This window comes from Xanthobacter variabilis (assembly GCF_043831965.2).
In the GTDB taxonomy this organism is placed as follows: domain Bacteria; phylum Pseudomonadota; class Alphaproteobacteria; order Rhizobiales; family Xanthobacteraceae; genus Xanthobacter.
In genome coordinates this window covers 3,957,585-3,973,962 of sequence record NZ_CM195533.1, presented here as the reverse complement: position 1 = coordinate 3,973,962, position 16,378 = coordinate 3,957,585, and the positions used below count along the sequence as shown (strand labels likewise).

At 63.5% G+C, this 16,378-nt stretch carries 11 protein-coding genes and 1 pseudogene; 5 read left to right on the top strand and 7 right to left on the bottom strand.

Annotated elements, in window-relative coordinates:
• Positions 1-50: 50 nt before the first annotated feature.
• Positions 51-623: a site-specific integrase gene (locus V5F26_RS17270; protein ID WP_394947287.1), complete on the bottom strand. Its 573-nt coding sequence runs from the start codon at positions 621-623 to the stop codon at positions 51-53.
• A 342-nt stretch (positions 624-965) separates the two neighbouring features.
• Complete coding sequence (locus tag V5F26_RS17265) at positions 966-1,322, bottom strand: anti-phage protein Upx-like protein (protein ID WP_394947288.1); 357 nt, start codon at positions 1,320-1,322, stop codon at positions 966-968.
• A 73-nt stretch (positions 1,323-1,395) separates the two neighbouring features.
• Here V5F26_RS17265 and V5F26_RS17260 point away from each other — a divergent pair.
• Positions 1,396-2,516 (top strand): annotated as a pseudogene (locus V5F26_RS17260) (IS3 family transposase).
• Positions 2,517-3,177: 661 nt separating this feature from the next.
• On the opposite strand, the gene V5F26_RS17255 reads toward V5F26_RS17260, so the two are convergent.
• The 3 genes from V5F26_RS17255 to V5F26_RS17245 form a co-directional block, all read right to left on the bottom strand.
• Positions 3,178-3,792 carry a sll1863 family stress response protein gene (locus V5F26_RS17255; protein ID WP_394947289.1) on the bottom strand — a complete coding sequence of 205 codons (615 nt, stop codon included), beginning with the start codon at positions 3,790-3,792 and terminating at the stop codon, positions 3,178-3,180.
• Positions 3,793-3,999: 207 nt separating this feature from the next.
• Positions 4,000-6,183, bottom strand: coding sequence for a DUF3141 domain-containing protein (locus tag V5F26_RS17250; protein WP_394947290.1), 2,184 nt, complete (start codon positions 6,181-6,183; stop codon positions 4,000-4,002).
• Positions 6,184-6,246: 63 nt separating this feature from the next.
• Positions 6,247-6,558 (bottom strand): hypothetical protein, encoded by a 312-nt coding sequence (locus V5F26_RS17245; RefSeq protein WP_394947291.1) that lies wholly within the window; start codon positions 6,556-6,558, stop codon positions 6,247-6,249.
• A gap of 135 nt (positions 6,559-6,693) precedes the next feature.
• Here V5F26_RS17245 and V5F26_RS17240 point away from each other — a divergent pair, with 135 nt between their 5' ends.
• From V5F26_RS17240 to V5F26_RS17225, 4 genes are all read left to right on the top strand, one after another.
• Positions 6,694-7,278 carry a TetR/AcrR family transcriptional regulator gene (locus V5F26_RS17240; RefSeq protein ID WP_234052425.1) on the top strand — a complete coding sequence of 195 codons (585 nt, stop codon included), beginning with the start codon at positions 6,694-6,696 and terminating at the stop codon, positions 7,276-7,278.
• A gap of 242 nt (positions 7,279-7,520) precedes the next feature.
• Positions 7,521-8,537, top strand: a complete 1,017-nt coding sequence (locus V5F26_RS17235; RefSeq protein WP_394947292.1) for an HlyD family secretion protein — start codon at positions 7,521-7,523, stop codon at positions 8,535-8,537.
• Positions 8,534-11,299, top strand: coding sequence for a ribosome-associated ATPase/putative transporter RbbA (rbbA, locus tag V5F26_RS17230; protein ID WP_394947293.1), 2,766 nt, complete (start codon positions 8,534-8,536; stop codon positions 11,297-11,299). The genes V5F26_RS17235 and rbbA overlap by 4 nt, the downstream gene beginning before the upstream one ends.
• 1 nt (position 11,300) lies before the next feature.
• Entirely contained in the window at positions 11,301-12,512 is a 1,212-nt protein-coding gene (locus tag V5F26_RS17225; protein WP_394055382.1) for an ABC transporter permease, read from the top strand.
• 137 nt (positions 12,513-12,649) lie between these two features.
• On the opposite strand, the gene V5F26_RS17220 is transcribed toward V5F26_RS17225, so the two are convergent.
• Positions 12,650-12,970 carry an alpha/beta fold hydrolase gene (locus V5F26_RS17220; protein WP_394055380.1) on the bottom strand — a complete coding sequence of 107 codons (321 nt, stop codon included), beginning with the start codon at positions 12,968-12,970 and terminating at the stop codon, positions 12,650-12,652.
• 267 nt (positions 12,971-13,237) lie between these two features.
• Positions 13,238-16,375 carry an efflux RND transporter permease subunit gene (locus V5F26_RS17215; protein ID WP_394947294.1) on the bottom strand — a complete coding sequence of 1,046 codons (3,138 nt, stop codon included), beginning with the start codon at positions 16,373-16,375 and terminating at the stop codon, positions 13,238-13,240.
• Positions 16,376-16,378 lie beyond the last annotated feature (3 nt).

The window sequence follows — 16,378 nt, the reverse complement described above, 5'->3', positions numbered from 1 at the left end:
GGCCGGGATCGCGGCCCGGGAACAGTCCGGCCCTGCGGTCGCCGCTCCTTCTACCAGCGGCGCAGGAGGTCGAGCAGATCGGGCGCGAGCATCACGTAGCGGTCCTTGCGCCCCTTGCCCTGCTCGACCCGGATCAGCATGCGCGCGCTGTCGATATCGGCGACCTTGAGATGGGCGACCTCCGAGACCCGCAGGCCGCGGCCATAGGCGAGGCTGAGGGCGGCCCGGGACTTGAGGTTCGGGGCATGGGCGAGCAGCAGTGCCACCTCCTCGGTGCTGAGCACCACGGGCAGGCGTTCGGGCGTCGGGATGCGCGCCATCCGGTCGCCGAACCCTGCCCGTCCGAGGGTGACGTGGAAGAAGAGGCGCAGGGCCGTGCAGGCGAGGTTCATGCGGGCATAGCTGGCGCCGAGGCTCGCCAGATGCAGTTGGTAGCGCCGCAGGTCCTCGGGCTCGGCCTGATCCGGCGCCCGGCCGAGGAAGGCGGTGAACTCGGCGACCCGGCTGATGTAATCACGCTTGGTGTGGTCGCCGAACCGGCGGATGGTCATGTCCTCGATCATCCGCTGGCGCAGCGGGCTGATGGCTGGCCGCGTGTTGGTGGGGGGCTCGGAAGCGTCCATGGGGCTCTCCAAAGGTTGAGACCCCCCCGATCGTCCGCCCGCCTATGCCGGGTGCCACATCGAAAACATCCGCACGCCCATCATGCAGGGGCGCTACCGTGGCAGCGGTTTAGTCCTCTGGCGCAAAGCTGACGTTGGTGACAGAGTGTGGAAGGAGGCCGGGTTGGGGTCGACTACGAAACGTCCGGTTCTGGCAAAGCTCGGCGCTAAACTGCCTTCGATCTTCTTGCCGAAGATGCCCCCTTGTCGACCCAAAGCGGCCAGGGGCCCCCTTATCCGTGGTGCGCCGTAGGGGGCGCTTCCCATCCATAGCGACGTTGGCATACCTCGGCTTCCGCCGCCTCACGACGAACCAAACGGCTTGGCGAGGTCGCGGAAAGTGCAGGTTCGATCCACCCGGGTCGACATCGTCTTGGTGAACTGTACGGGTACGATGTTGTCGGTCGCGACCGCGGCTTTCAGCTTGATGTCTTCGACAGGGATTTTGGTTATCGACGCCACGGTCGAAAGGTTGGCTCTGAAGACGTCGACACGATCCAGATGCTTCCGAATCGGGGTGCATTTCTTGTGATGGGTGCCCATCGTTTTGTATTCGGCGAGACGCTCGCCAATTTCACTGATTGTCCGATCGAGAAGCCGCCTTTTGCATTCGATGGCCCAGGCCGTCCCAGTCTTTTTGTTCCAGGCCAGCACGTCCACGTCGCCCTGGAGTGGTCCCCGAAACCTGGACAGGGGGGTGAGCTTGGTTCGGCCCGACGGAAGGACGAACCCGATGAGGGGGAAGGGAAAGCGATATTCAGCGGAGTTCAAGGCGAAGGTGGCCCTGGGGGGTATCCGCGGCGAGCGGACGGTGGCTCAGCTGGCGGCGCAACACAGCGTCCACCAGGCCATGATCAACGCCTGGAAGAAACCGGCGGTCGAGGGCATGACCGCGGTGTTCTCTGGCCATGCGGAAGCCGACGAGGCCACCCGCGAGGGTGAGATCGACCAAATCCACGAGAAGATCGGCCAGCTTGTGGTGGAAGGGGATTTTAGCGTCGGGCCTCCGGGCGCTGAGCGTGGGGGCGAGACGCGACATGATCGAACCGGATCACCCACAACTGCCGATCACGCGCCAATGCGCCCTGGTCGGCGTCAGCCGGTCGGCATTCTACGGCGGCCCGCGGACCGAAAGCCCCGAGACCGTTGCCGCCCTCCGGGCGATCGACGGCCAGTTCCTCGAGACGCCCTGGTACGGCTCGCAGTCGCGCGCAAGCGCGTGCGGCGTCTCATGGCCCGCATGGGGCTGGCCCGCCATCTATACCGGCAGCCGAAGAGCGCGGTGCGGCACCCCCAGCACCGCGTCTTCTCCTATCGCCTTCGGAATATGGCGATCGACAGGCCTGATCAGGCCTGGTGCGCCGACATCACCGACATCCCGATGCGGCGCGGGTGCCTGACCTGATCGCCATCATGGACCGGCACAGCCGCAGAGTTCTCTCCTGGAAGCTCTCCAACACGATGGAGGCAGACTTCTGCATCGAGGCGCTGGAGGAGGCTTTGTCCCGGTTAGGGCGGCCCGGCATCTTCAATACCGACCGGGGCAGCCAGTTCACCAGCCCGCGCTTCACCAAGGTACTGCTGGAGGCCGTCGTGCGGATCTCCCTGGATGGCCGCAGCCGGTGGATGGACAACGTGTTCATCAAACGCCTCTGGCGGTCGCTGAAATACGAGTGCATTACCCTCAATGCCTTCGAAACCGGTTCCGAGGCGCGGGTGGGGATTGGCAGGTGGGTCACCCACTGCAATCGCACGAGGCCCCACTCGGCTCTCGGCTGTAGAACGCCGGAGGAGGTCCATACGGCCTGCGCGAGATCAACATGGCGGCGTAACCCACGCCAGAACCAAGCTTAGAAAAGCAGCCAATTTCTCTGCGGAATGGGCACCACCTCAATCCTCGATGGTCCTGTCATAGCCGTGCTCGAAATGCTTCTTGCTGAGATTCCGCTGTTGCCAGAACTATCCCAACTCGAGGGGATGTGCCGATCATGAATTGAGATGCGCCTTCTATCATATCGCACGCTGATATCGCGAATTTAGATGATCTCTTTCATTTCAGCGCGAGTACAACAGAAATACAAAAATTTGAGTGCTAAGGGGCGGTGGAACCCAGCCGTTACAAAAATAGTCTTCAAGAGCGAGGGTGTCGCGCTTATTGCGCCAGACATCCGAAGGTTCGCCATGCCGAAGATGCACTCACCGTGGGCGTGCAAAGCGCTGGCCCAGAGTGAGGATGCTGACTGAAGAATTTGAGGTCTTCCTGTTCGAGCGCGATGTACGGTGCGTGTCTGATGGTCGCAAGACCCCGTTTCGTTGAGGTGGTAAGCCCGACGGACCCATTTTCGCCCTCCGGCCAAGCCGATCGTGGCTTGAGGAGCATTCGGGAGTGATCCTTCCGAAGCCTTAGCGGGACCATGCCTCCCAGCCAAGGAACAGGATGCGGGCGGCCGAACTCGTTGACTTGATCAGCCACCCTATTTCTCTCCACGCCTGCGGGATCTGCCGCTACCCGCGGTTATGCTTTCGGCGAGGAAGCGTGCTTCAGTGCGTGCCATGCCTTCTCGCTGGCTGCGTCAAAGGCCTTGCGCGAGTCCGCCAGCGCCGAAGCCAATATCGACCAGGATTCTTCGCCCGCCTGCTTCAGCTCACGCAGCCGGGTCTCAGCGACTTGGGCATCCGCCTGCATCTGAGCGACCGCTGCGTCCACGCCGGCGCGCTTTTCGGTTGCGATCTTGGCTGCAGTGTTAAGAACCATATCCGCCGCCTCGCGCCAGTTTTTCACCTGGGCTTCGGCCATATTCCCAAATGCTTGCTGCTGCCGCGAGACTTCCTTGCCCACGGCATCGAAGTAGGTCTCGATTTCCGCCTCAAAGGCACTCCAATTCGCTTCGAGCTGCTCCCGCGAGGACTGAAGCGCCGTCTGGCCGCCTTCGGCCTGCGCCTTCATCTGCTCGCGGAATTCATCACGGCGACTTTTCAGGTCGGCGATCAGCTGATCAACCCCCGTCTTAGCGCCTGACCGAATCTGGCTGGCCGTGGTTTCCAGCGCCACCAAGGTGGCATCCATCTCGTCGAGCCGTTGTTTGGCCCAACTCACAAACGCATGCGCATCAGCACTTTCCGACATCATAAGCTCCATTCGGTTTTGATGGTTCGATCATTGCGACAAAGCTGCGGCTCGCCTCGGATTCGAAACAGACTGCGAGCACCGTCAGTCATTATAATTTGCGATCTTCAAGCTTATCGAAATGGAGTCCAGAGATGCGCGCGGACATGTCTCGCGCGGTCTTCGTCGATCGCGGGTTTTGTCATTTTTCGGCGATCTTACGTATAATATTCAATGAGAGGCCGTCACTGCCGCAGCCTCAAAGACCTGCAGCATCTCGAGTAGACGTGAGTGGCTCTTTCCGGATGGTGAGGGCCCGAGGCGCTCGATCAGCGCAATGACGTTAGCGGCGTTGCGAATGTCGCCTTCTGCGGCTCGCCTCAAAAGACGTGGAATGGCTTCGACCGCAGCCTGAAAATCCAATTGCATAAGAGCTGCCTGCCGCCGAATGACTTTACGAAAGACGTCCGGTGCGTAATCGCGTACAGCAGGAGCCAGTTCAATCGCGAGATTGAACTGGCGCTCGTCAACCTGCAGGTGATCCTGTCCCACATAAACGAGCGCCCGAATGCCGGCCTCGAGAAGACCGCCTTGTTCAATTTCGGTCTGCAGGTCAGCCAGTTGCTCGCGAACGAAGGCTTTATGCTCCGGCGAAACGCCGGGAAACGGCCGAACGGGCTCGCCCCGGTGCGCATCGAGCCCGGCGAGCGCCGTGGTCACCGGTGAGCTATAGACCCATTCGAACCACTGCTCGCAGGCGGTATCCCGAATGTCCCGCCAAGTATTCAGCGACGTCACGATGGCTTCCGAAAAGCTCTCCTGCATCTTGAGAAACAGGTTGTCCGGCGCCACCGGGCTGCGATGCGCTCGGATATCGGCCGCCGCTTTCTTCACGAGTTGGGCCATCGGACTGCGACTCGACCAGAATTCATATGAGATCCGCAGCGGGTGCAGCCGGCGAAGCGCGTCGGCGGACTGCGACGTGGTCACCCCGCGAACCCAGCGCTGGGCGAAATCGCGATACAGACTCAAATTGATCTGTGAGATCCGGTCGACCGCGGCAAAGCGACGGTCACTTTCGGGGGTTGGTGCGACAATTGCTCGAACGTCATCGAGTGTCCGCCGTTCGATAGCCATGACGAATTGATCCGACTGACCATCGGCTTGCTGCGCCCCGTCCTGGATCACCGCCTGATAGAGCCCGGAGGGGATCAGGTTGATGAGCTCGATGTTGGTGGCAAATTTCTTATGTTCCTTTCGGCCTACGGCACCAGAAACAAAAATGCCAAGGTGCCCGATGCTGTCATGCAGAGCGTAGATGATCGTCTGATCGTGGCTCAGGACATCGCTCTCATTCTGATAAAGATCCGTGACCCACCCGAGAGCCTGGGGTGGCGGCGTAATATTGTCGCCATTCGAGCAGAAAACGACGATTGGTGATCGGATATTGCGCAGGTCAATCCGGATCCCGTTAGACGTAACGAGGCTAGAAGTCGAAAGCTTGTTGCCTATGAACAAATTATCGACGATATACTGGATCTCAGCACCGTTTAAGAGAACGTGGCCACCCCAGTATTTTTCGAACCCGAGATAGCGGGACGCTTCTGTGTCGATATTCGCGTATAGGTTGTAGTTTTTCTTCCAGAACGTATTGGCGGGATCCAGGTTTTCGAAGTTCTGCACGAGGCTCGCGCCATCGAAGCGTCCATCACCAAGGTCACTGGCAAGGGCCGTCAGCCAGCTTCCGCCCAGCATGCCACCAGCGTAGCGCATGGGATTCTTGCCCCTCCACCCGGCCCAATAGGACACCGGAGCGCCTGCCACGATGATCGGCCCGAACAGGTCTGGGCGCATGGCTGCGGTCATCAGAACCTGCCAGCCGGCCTGGCAGTTTCCAATGACCGCAGGCTTCTCGCAATCGGGGTGAAGAGCGATGACCTTCTCGAGAAAGGCCGCCTCCGCGAGCATCACGTCTTCCACCGTTTGGCCGGGTTCCGGATTGGGTGTGAAGCCAACGAAGTAACAAGGATGCCCGGCTTCGAGTGCGGCCCCAATCTCGCTATCGGCCTTGAACCCGCCAATGCCCGGCCCGTGGCCGGCGCGGGGATCAATGACGACGAAGGGCCGTTTGCCGGCCTGCACAGGGTGATCCGGCGCGGGGGTAATGCGCACCAGACCGTAATTCACCGGCCGTTCAAGCTCACGGCCGTCCAGAACAAGCTCGGAGGGGAAATTGAGTACATTCGGCACCGCCTCAGCCAAGTGCGCGCGGTATTGGTCACCCCGCTGGCGCCGGACGTCGGCATAAAGAACGGCGCGTTGGGCGGCATCCACGGCGTAGGCCTGCCCCGCTGTGATCAAGGACGAAAAATCCGCCGCCATTTTGGAGAAAATCCCGAAGGGCTGCTCGTTCATGGTCCTTGACCTTCTTGGTGGGGCCGGCGGCGCCCCATTAAGGCGCCTAAACCTATGGAACGCTCAGCGGTCGGTAGCCGCCGAGGCAAGCTTCGAGCGCCAGCCTTCGAACAGCGCGGTATTGTCATCCCAAAGATGCTTCATGGTCTTCTGGGTGTAGGTCGCGCTCAATTGGAGCGCCGCTGCGGGGTCGTTGCATTGTGAGATCTGACGAACGAAGCTGGCCTGCTCTTCCAGCCGATCCGCAAAGAGATTGAGCGCGGCGCTCCAGCCCGTGCCGAATTCCTGAACAGGCGCCGCGCTCCAGGCCTTTACCCAAGGCAGGTTGGCGTAGCTCGCAAGCGTCGCATCCATGGCAGCCGTCTCCGAGGTCATAGCTTCGGTCCTTTCAGAGGGGGTGCGGCGGCGCGAAACCCTGTCCGCCACCGCGACGCAAGATTGACAACACGCGTTGAGCAAATCAAGATGTTTTTTAGAAGTTGAATGGGCAGAGAAAGTCAGGAGGCGCTGATGGCTCGATCGACGGCGCTCGCTGCGGCGGCGAAGAAAGAACAGATCCTGCAGGCAGCAATCCTGCGGTTTGCGCGGCAATCCTATGAGGACACCACACTCCGGGCGATTGCAGCGGACGTGGGTGTCGATGTCGCGCATGTGCACCGCTCCTTCGGCTCCAAGGAGAGCCTCCTGATGGCTGCAGTGCTTGCCACGGCCCAGCCGGAGCGGTTTCGCGGCGAGACCCGTCAGGGGTTCGTGACCAAACTCGTCGATGAGGTCTTCGAGCAGGATGCCGCGCGCGCCCATGAAGAAGTGGGGCCGCTTGACATCTTCATGCGCTCGCTGACCAGCCGGGAGGCGTTGCACGTGATGCACGACGGACTGCTCACGGAGCTGATCGTGCCATTTGCCGAGATGATGGATCCGCCGTCCACGCGCCGGGCCGCGCTGATGGTCGCGTTCCTGGTGGGAATCGGTGTGCTGAAAGAGGTCCTCGCCATCGAGCCGCTCCGTGAAAAGGGGGATGGAGAACTCCGCAAGCTCACCATAGAGATGCTGGAGCAGTTGATCGGCGACGATCCGTCGGTGAGCGGGACATGAGGCTACCAGCCCGCGAGACGGTAAAGTCTCATGCCAGCGCCTTGCACGCGGCGGGGTGCTGTTCCGATGCATGCCGCGATTTGGACAGGATAAGCCGGCAGGCGGCCCATTGGTCTGGCCCCGGCGCAGGAGGATTGACCATGGCTGTGAACACCGCTCGGCGTTTCGCCGGCCGCGGATCCGCGCGCGCCGTCCAGCCGCGTCGCTACCTGTCCTGCAGCATGCTGCTCGGATTGGCGTTGATGGCTGACATATCCGGCGCCGGGCTCCTCACCGGGCCCGCGCAAGCCCAGCAGAGCCAGCCTAATCGGGTCGACAAGGCCAAGGCGGCGGTGGAGACACTCATCAACCGCCTGCGCGGCAGGGACATGCCGGAAGGGATTGTGAAGTCGAACGGGCGGATTGAGGCCACCGAGGTGGACGTATCGGCTAAATATCCCGGCCGTCTCGCCACCGTGACCGTGAACGAGGGGGACAACGTGACCGCCGGCCAGGTGGTGGCCACCATCTCCTCTCCCGAGACGGAGGCCGAGCTGCGCGGCGCGCAGGCGCAGCTGATGAAGGCCAAGCAGGCGCTGGCCGAGGCGCAGGCGCTGATCGCCCAGCGCAAGAGCGACCTCGACTTCACGCGCACCGACTATGATCGCGCGGTGGCCCTGGTCGCGAAGGGCTTCATCACCCAGCAGGTCGCCGACCAGAGGCGCAATAAGTTTGATGCGGCTGAGGCGGCATATGTCGCGGCGAACGCCCAGCGCGACCAGGCCGATTCCGAGATCCGGGCGGCGCAGGCCAATGTCGAGCGCCTGCAATCGGTGCTGGTTGATCTCACGCTGGTGTCGCCACGCAGCGGTCGGGTGCAATATCGGCTGGCGCGTGCCGGCGAGGTGGTCGCCCCCGGACAGCGCGTCCTCACCATCCTCGACCTGAACGACGTCTACATGACCATCTTCCTGCCGGCGGATCAGGCCGGCCGGCTCACCTTGGGCGATGAGGCGCGGGTGATCCTGGATCCGCTACCGCACTACGTGTTCCCGACCACGGTGAGCTTCGTGGCGACGGAAGCCCAGTTCACGCCCAAGAGCGTGGAAACCGCCGAAGAGCGGGAGAAGCTGATGTTTCGCGTTAAATTGCAGGCGACCCCCGAGGTGCTGAGCAAATACTATCGTCAGGTGAAGACCGGCGTGCGCGGGCTGGGCTTCGTGCGCACGGATCCCAGGATCGCCTGGCCGGAGGATCTCCAGGTGAGGCTCCCGCAATGAGTGGTTCCGCCGTCGCCGCCAGGGTCGAGGGCATCACGCACCGCTACGGCAAGGTTGTCGCCCTCAATGAACTCACGCTCGAGATTCCCGCCGGCTGTATGGCGGGATTGATCGGGCCCGACGGCGTCGGCAAGTCCACCTTGCTGGCGCTCATCGCCGGGGTGCGGAAGATCCAGGCCGGCACGGTCCTGGCGCTCGACGGCAACATGGCGGACGAGAACCATCGCAGGCAGAGCTACGCCCGCATCGCCTACATGCCGCAGGGGCTGGGACGAAATCTCTATCCGACCCTCAGCGTCTTCGACAACATCGACTTTTTCGGCCGGCTGTTCGGCCAGGGCGCGACCGAACGGCGCGCGCGCATTGCCGAACTACTGGCGGCGACCGGCCTCGATCCGTTCGCGGATCGGCCCTGCGGTAAGCTTTCTGGTGGCATGAAGCAGAAGGCGAGCCTGTGCTGCTCGCTGATGCACGACCCCGACCTATTGATCCTCGACGAGCCCACCACCGGCGTCGATCCGCTGTCGCGCCGCCAGTTCTGGGAGCTGATTGACTCCATCCGTGCCCGACGCCCGCTCATGAGCGTCATCGTCGCCACTGCCTATATGGACGAGGCGAGCCGCTTCGACTGGCTCGCGGCCATGGACGATGGCAAGGTCATTGCCCAGGGCACACCTGCTGAAATCCTGAAACGGGCGAACAAGAGCACGCTCGACGACGCCTTCATCGCCCTGCTGCCCCCCGAGAAACGCGGACAGCATCAGGATGTGGTGGTGCCGCCGCGGGTGGAGGAGCCGGACGCGACACCGGCGATCGAAGCCGACGGGCTGACGCGGCGGTTCGGCGATTTCGTCGCGGTGGATCATGTGAGCTTCCGCATCGGGCGAGGCGAGATCTTCGGCTTCCTCGGCTCCAATGGCTGCGGCAAGACCACCACCATGAAGATGATGACGGGGCTGCTGCCGGTGAGTGAAGGCTCGGCCAAGCTGTTCGGCAAGCCCATGCTGGCGGACGATGCGGCGGCGCGCGAAAACGTCGGCTACATGTCGCAGGCCTTCTCGCTCTATGGCGAGCTGACGGTCCGCCAGAATTTGGAGCTGCACGCGCATCTCTACCACCTGCCGGAGGACCAGATCGCGCCGCGGATCACCGAGCTGCTGGAGCGGTTCGATCTGAAGGCCGAAGCGGACGCCAAGCCGGAAAGCCTGCCGCTCGGCATTAAGCAGCGCTTGCAACTCGCCGTGGCGGTGCTGCACCGGCCCGCCATGCTCATCCTCGACGAGCCCACCTCGGGGGTCGATCCGGTGGCGCGCGACGCCTTCTGGCGCACGCTTATCGACCTGTCGCGCAACGACGGCGTCACCATCTTCCTCTCCACCCACTTCATGAATGAGGCCGAGCGCTGCGACCGCATCTCGCTGATGCATCAGGGCCGCGTGCTCGCGGTCGGCACGCCCAAGGCGCTGGCCGAGGCGCGCGGCTGTGCCACCCTGGAAGACGCCTTCATCTCCTATCTGGAGGAAGCCGGGGGAGCAGCGGACAAGAAGCAGCAGGAGCCCTCGGTGCCGGCGCCGGTGGCCGCACCGCCATCCATGGAAGGGACGCAGCGGCATGCCTCCTGGCGGTTCGATCCGCGGCGGCTGTGGGCCTACGCCCGGCGCGAGACCATGGAGCTGCTGCGCGATCCAATCCGCCTGGCATTCGCCTTCATCGGTCCTCTCGTCCTGATGTTGGCCATGGGCTACGGCATCACCTTCGACGTGGAGAACCTGAAGTACGCCGCCTTCGACCAGGACCAGACGCCGGAGAGCCGCCGGCTGCTGGAGAGCTTTTCCGGCTCCCATTATTTTTCCGAGCAGCCGCCGATCCGCTCCGAGGAGGAATTGGAACAGCGCATGCGCAGTGGTGAGCTTGCCCTCGTGGTGGAGATCCCGGCCGGCTTCGGCCGTGACCTCACCAGTCTGCGGCCGCCCGAGGTCGCCTTTTGGGTGGATGGCGCCATGCCGTTCCGGGGGGAGACCGCGAGCGGCTATGTCTCCGGACTGCTGCTGCGCTACGTGAAGGACCTCGCCGTCGAGCGCCTCGGCCCCAATGCCGTCTCCAACGCCTATCTGGGCAGCATCAATATCGAGAACCGCTTCCGCTACAATCCGGCGTTCAAGAGCGTCTTCAGCATGGTGCCGAGCGTCATCGTCATCATGCTGGTGCTGATCCCCGCCATCATGGCGACCATCGGCATCGTGCGTGAGGTGGAGACCGGCTCCATCGCCAATTTCCGGTCCACCCCCATTACCAAGATGGAATTCCTGCTGGGCAAGCAGTTTCCCTATGTGGTGGTCGGGATGCTGACGTTCTTCCTCCTGGTGATCATGGCGCGGCTTGTGTTCGGGGTGCCGGTGAAGGGGGCGTTCGGTGCGCTGGCGTTCGGAGCCTTGCTCTATGTCTTCGCCACCTGCGGCTTCGGGCAGTTCATCTCCACCTTCACCCGGACCCAGGTGGCCGCGGTGTTTGCCACCACGGTGCTGGCGGTCATTCCGGTGGTGAACTTTTCCGGCCTGCTGGTGCCCGTCTCTTCGCTCACCGGCACCGGCCGGCTCATCGGGCTCCTGTTTCCGGCGGCCTGGTTCCAGCCGATCAGCGTCGGCGTCTTCACCAAGGGGTTGGGCTATTCCGAGATCTGGATCAACACGCTCGTCCTCGCCCTCTTCGCGCTGGCCTATTTTGTCGGCGCGCACCTGATGCTTCGCAAGCAGGAGAGCTGAGATGTCGCTCACGGATCAGGCGAAGCATGAGCCGACGCCGCCCGCGGCCGAAACACCGTCCCGCGCGGATCATCGGGGCGGAGCGTTGTGGTGGCACCTCACCAACGTCTACCGGCTGACGATCAAGGAACTGCGCAGCATCCGCGCCGATCCCATCATGCTGGCACTGGTCGCGTTCTCCTTCACCATCGCCATCTATGCCGCCGCCACCGGCGCCTCGACGGAGGCGACCAACCTCTCCGTCGGCATCGTGGACGAGGACCATTCCGACCTGTCCCGACGCATCGCCGCGAGCCTCACCCCGCCCACGTTCAAGCCGGCGGTGGAGATCTCCGTCGGCGAGATCGACCCCGCGCTGGATGCGCAGCGCTTCATCTATGTGATCGAGATCCCGCCCCGGTTCGAGCAGGATGTGCTGGCCGGTCGCGAGGCATCGGTCCAGATCAATGTCGATGCCACGGCTGCCGCCCAGGCCTTCAACGGCATGACGTACATCCAGAACATCATCCTCAACGAGGCCGCGCGCTTCATCGCCGGCCGCGAGGTGGGCGGCAGCGTCCCGATCAAGGTGGTCACGCGCTCGAAGTTCAATCCGAACTTCAAGTCGAGCTGGTTCACTTCGGTCATGCAGATCATCAGCAACCTGACCATGATCACGGTGATGCTCAGCGGCGCTGCCCTCATTCGCGAGCGCGAGCAGGGCACGGTGGAGCATCTGCTGGTGATGCCGGTGGTGCCCTTCGAGATCATGTTCGCGAAAGTGCTGGCCAACGGCATCGTGGTGCTGGTGGCCACCGGCCTGTCCCTGGTGCTGGTGGTGGAGTGGTGGCTGAATGTGCCGATCGCGGGCTCGCTGCCGCTGTTCCTGGCGGGCGCCTGCGTCTATGTGTTCACGGTGGCCTCGCTCGGCATCGCCCTGGGCACGGTAGCGACCACCATGGCCCAGTTCGGCCTGCTCTCGATCCCCGTGCTGCTGGTGATGATGCTGCTGTCGGGCAGCACCACGCCGCTGGAAAGCATGCCCGTGTGGCTGCAATACCTGATGCGCTTCATCAGTCCGACGCCCCATTTCGTGATCTTCGCCCAGAACGTGCTCTATCGCGGCGCCGGGGCATCCATCGTCTGGCCGCAGATCCTGCCGACGGCAATCATCGGAGCACTCTATTTCATTTTCGCGTTGCGTCGTTTCCGCAGGGTTATCTTCGCGGGGTGAGGTCCGGCCATTCGGCTGGCGCGGAGCTTCGGGATGCCCTCGCGGGGCGGTCCCGTGAGCGCCCGTGGGGTCTTCACGAAGAACCCGGCATCCGGTCCCGGCGGATCCGGCGTGCGGGGCTCAAGGGTGCTGATCCCTCACCCTACGGATCCTCGGGCATTGTCGGCGATGGCGGAAACCAGCCGGGGCCATGTCTCCACCGGACGATCAGGCGCCAACCCGTCAATGACCTGCAGCGCGGCGCCGGGGATCAGCTCGGCTGCCTCCCGTCCTGCCGCAACGGGACACAGCGGGTCCGCAGCGCCCTGGACGACAAGCGTGGGGACGCGGACGGTGGCGAACTTCCGTCTTCTGTCGCCGGTCGCGAGCAGGGCCAGGTTCTGGCGCGCCATTCCGGCGGGGTTCAAGGTCCGATCGTAGCAAGCCGTGAGAAACCGGCGTGCGCGGTCGTTTTCCATCGGAAATCCCGGACTCTAGATCCGCCGCCAGAGGCCCAATTGACGCTCGATATAGGCCCCTCTGCCTTCAGGCGGCGGTGCAGTGAGAGCGGCGATCGCCTCGGCATTTCACGGCAGCGTGGCGGGGTTCCCGGTGTTCGGCATGATCAAGGCCAGGCTCAGGACCCATCGATCACAGCCCGAAGGCGCCGGCCGCATGGTCGGCGCAAAGCCTCCGGTGGAGCCCAAACACATCTGGGCGTTGCGCACCCGCTGGCAGACCGGCAATCACGTACGAGATCTCGCCATGTTCAATCTGAACAGCCCCTTGATGCGCTCGCGCATGCCTTGGAAGGTGACGTAGAGCATGGGGATGACGAGGATGCCGAACGAGCTCGCCGCGAGCATGCCCATGAACACGGGCGTCGAAACGTTCTGGCGGGCCATCATGGAGGCGCCGTTGGCCCACACCAGGGGCACGAGGCCGAGGATGAAGGCGATGGAGGTCATCATCACCGCCCGGAACCGCAGCTTGGCCGCGTTGGCCGCCGCCTCCTTCAGCTCCACCCCGTGCTCGCGCTGCTCCTTGGCGAACTCGACGATCAGGATGCCGTTCTTGGCCGCGAGCGCGATGAGCACCACGAGGCCGATCTGGCCATAAAGGTCGAGGGTGATGCCGAACGCGACCATGCCGGCGAACGCGCCAAGCACCGCGACGATCACGGAGAGCAACACCGGCACCGGGATCACCCAGCTCTCATAGAGTGCCACCAGGAACAGGTAAGCGAACAGCAGCGCCAGCGCGAGGATGATGCCGGTCTGCCCGCCGGCCTGCTGTTCCTGGTAGGACGTTCCGGTCCATTCCAGCGCATAGCCGGCCGGCAGCACCTTGGTTGCGACCTGCTGGAACGCCGCCATGGCGGTGCCCGAGGCAACCCCCGGCGCCGGCGACCCGTTGATGGTCACCGCGCGGTAGTTGTTGTAGCGGGTGATGACGGCCGGCCCGACGATGGTCTTCAGCTCGGCGATGGACTGCAGGGGCACCATGGCGCCGTCCTTGGCGCGCACATAGATGTCCCACAAGGCAGGAATATCGCGCCGATTATCCACATCACCCTGCACCTTGACCTGCCAGGTGCGGCCGAACAGGTTGAAATTGTTCACATAGGAGCCGCCCAATGTCGCCTGCAGGGCGGTGAACACATCGTTGATGCCCACCCCCAGCGCCTGGGCCTTCTCACGATCGATATCGAGATAGAGCGAGGGGGCATTGGCTGCATAGGTGGTGAACACGCGATTCAGTGCGGGATCCTGGTTGGCGGCGCCCACGATGGCGTTGGAGATGGAACCCATGGTGGCAGGGTCGGCGCCCTCCAGGGATTCCACCATGGCCTCGAAGCCGCCGGAGGTGGACAGGCCGATGACCGGCGGCAGGTTGAACGGCAGGATCATGGCCGAGCGGATCTGCTGCACGCCGCCGAACACCTGGCCAATGATGACCTGAACCTTGTCGAGAGCCGCTTTGCGTTCCTCGAAGGGCTTCAACTGGATGATCATGAAGGCGTTGTTGCTGGCGGAGAAGCTGTCCAGCAGCGAAAACCCGATGACCGATGTCACGTTCTCCACCTGGGGCAATGCGCCCACCAGCTTTTCCACCTGGCGCACGGTGTCGCTGGTGCGCGCGACCGAGGCGCCGTCCGGCAACTGCACGTTGATGAAGAAGGCGCCCTGGTCCTCCTCGGGCAGGAAGCCGGAGGGCGTGATCTTCGCAAGGCTCAGCACCCCGAAGGCGCACACGGCGACAATGGCCAGCGAGAGGATGGACAGCCGCAGGGTCTTGCGCACCAGGAAGGCGTAGCCGTCGCGCAGATTGTCGATGCGGCGGGAGATGAAGCCCATGATGCCGCGCTTCTCCCCACCGTGGCGCAGGAACACGGCGCACAGGGCCGGCGAAAGCGTCAGCGCGTTGAGCGCCGAGATCAGCATGGCCGCGGAGATCGTCACCGCGAACTGGCGGAACAATTCGCCGGAGATGCCGGGGATGAAGCCGATGGGCACGAACACCGAGAGCAGCACCAAAGTGATGGCGATGATGGGCGCCGTCACCTGCGCCATGGCCTTCTTGCTCGCCGCGGCGGGGGAAAGCTCAGGTTCCTCTTCCATCACGCGCTCGACATTCTCCACCACGACGATGGCATCATCCACCACGATGCCGATGGCGAGCACCAAGGCGAGCAATGACACCGTGTTGGCCGAATAGCCGAGGGCCAGCAGCACGGCGAAGGTGCCGATGATGGAGACGGGCACGGCGATGATCGGGATGAGGGTGGCGCGCCAGTTGCCGAGGAACAGGAACACCACGGCCGCGACCAGCATGAACGCTTCGATCAGCGTGTGGATCACCGCATCGATGGTGTCGTACACGAAGTCGGTGGAATCATACATGATCTGGGCCTTGAGGCCCTCGGGCATGCGGGACTGAAGGCTCTTGAGCTTGGCGGTCACCGCCGAAGACGTGGTGAGCGCGTTGGCGCCGGGGGCCAGATAGATGCCGATGGCGACCGAGGGCTTGCCGTTGAGGCGGTTGACCGAATCCTCATTCTGCGCGCCGAGCTCGACGCGCGCCACGTCCTTCACCTTCAGCACTGAGCCGTCGCGGTTCGCACGCAGCACGATGTTGCCGAATTCCTCCGGCGTGGTGAGGCGCCCCTGGGTCTGCACGTTGAGCTGGAACTGCTGGTTGTCCGGCACTGGGCGCGCGCCGATGCGGCCGACCGGGGCCTGCACGTTCTGCGCGGAAATGGCGGCTATGACGTCGGACGGCACCATGCCGAGGCTGGCGAGGCGCTCCACATCGAACCAGATGCGCATGGAATAGTTCATCTGCCCGAACAGGGACGCGGAGCCGACGCCCGGCGTGCGCGCGAGCTCGTCGATCACGTTGATGACCGCATAATTGGTCATGAACAGCGGGTCGTAACGCTCGTCCGGACTGCTGAGCGTGATGAACTGGAGGATGGAGGAGGACTTCTTCTGCACCGTCACGCCCAGCGCCTGCACGTCGGCCGGCAGCTGGGAAAGCGCGGTCTGCACCCGGTTGTTGACGTTGACGGTGTTGATGTCCGGGTCGGTGCCGAGGGCGAAGGAGACGGTGAGGGTATAGCTGCCGTCATTGCCCGAGGTGCTCTTCATGTAGAGCGCCTTGTCGACGCCGATCACCTTGGATTCGATGGGCTGGGCGACGGTCGCCTCCAGCACCTCCGCCGAGGCGCCGGGGTAGGTGGCCGTGACCGAGACCTGCGGCGGCACGATATCCGGCAGCTGGGCCACCGGAATACGCATCAGGGCCAGGGCGCCGGCGATGGAAATGACGATGGCGATAACGATGGCGAGGCGGGGGCGGTCGATGAAGATGTCGGAGATCATCGC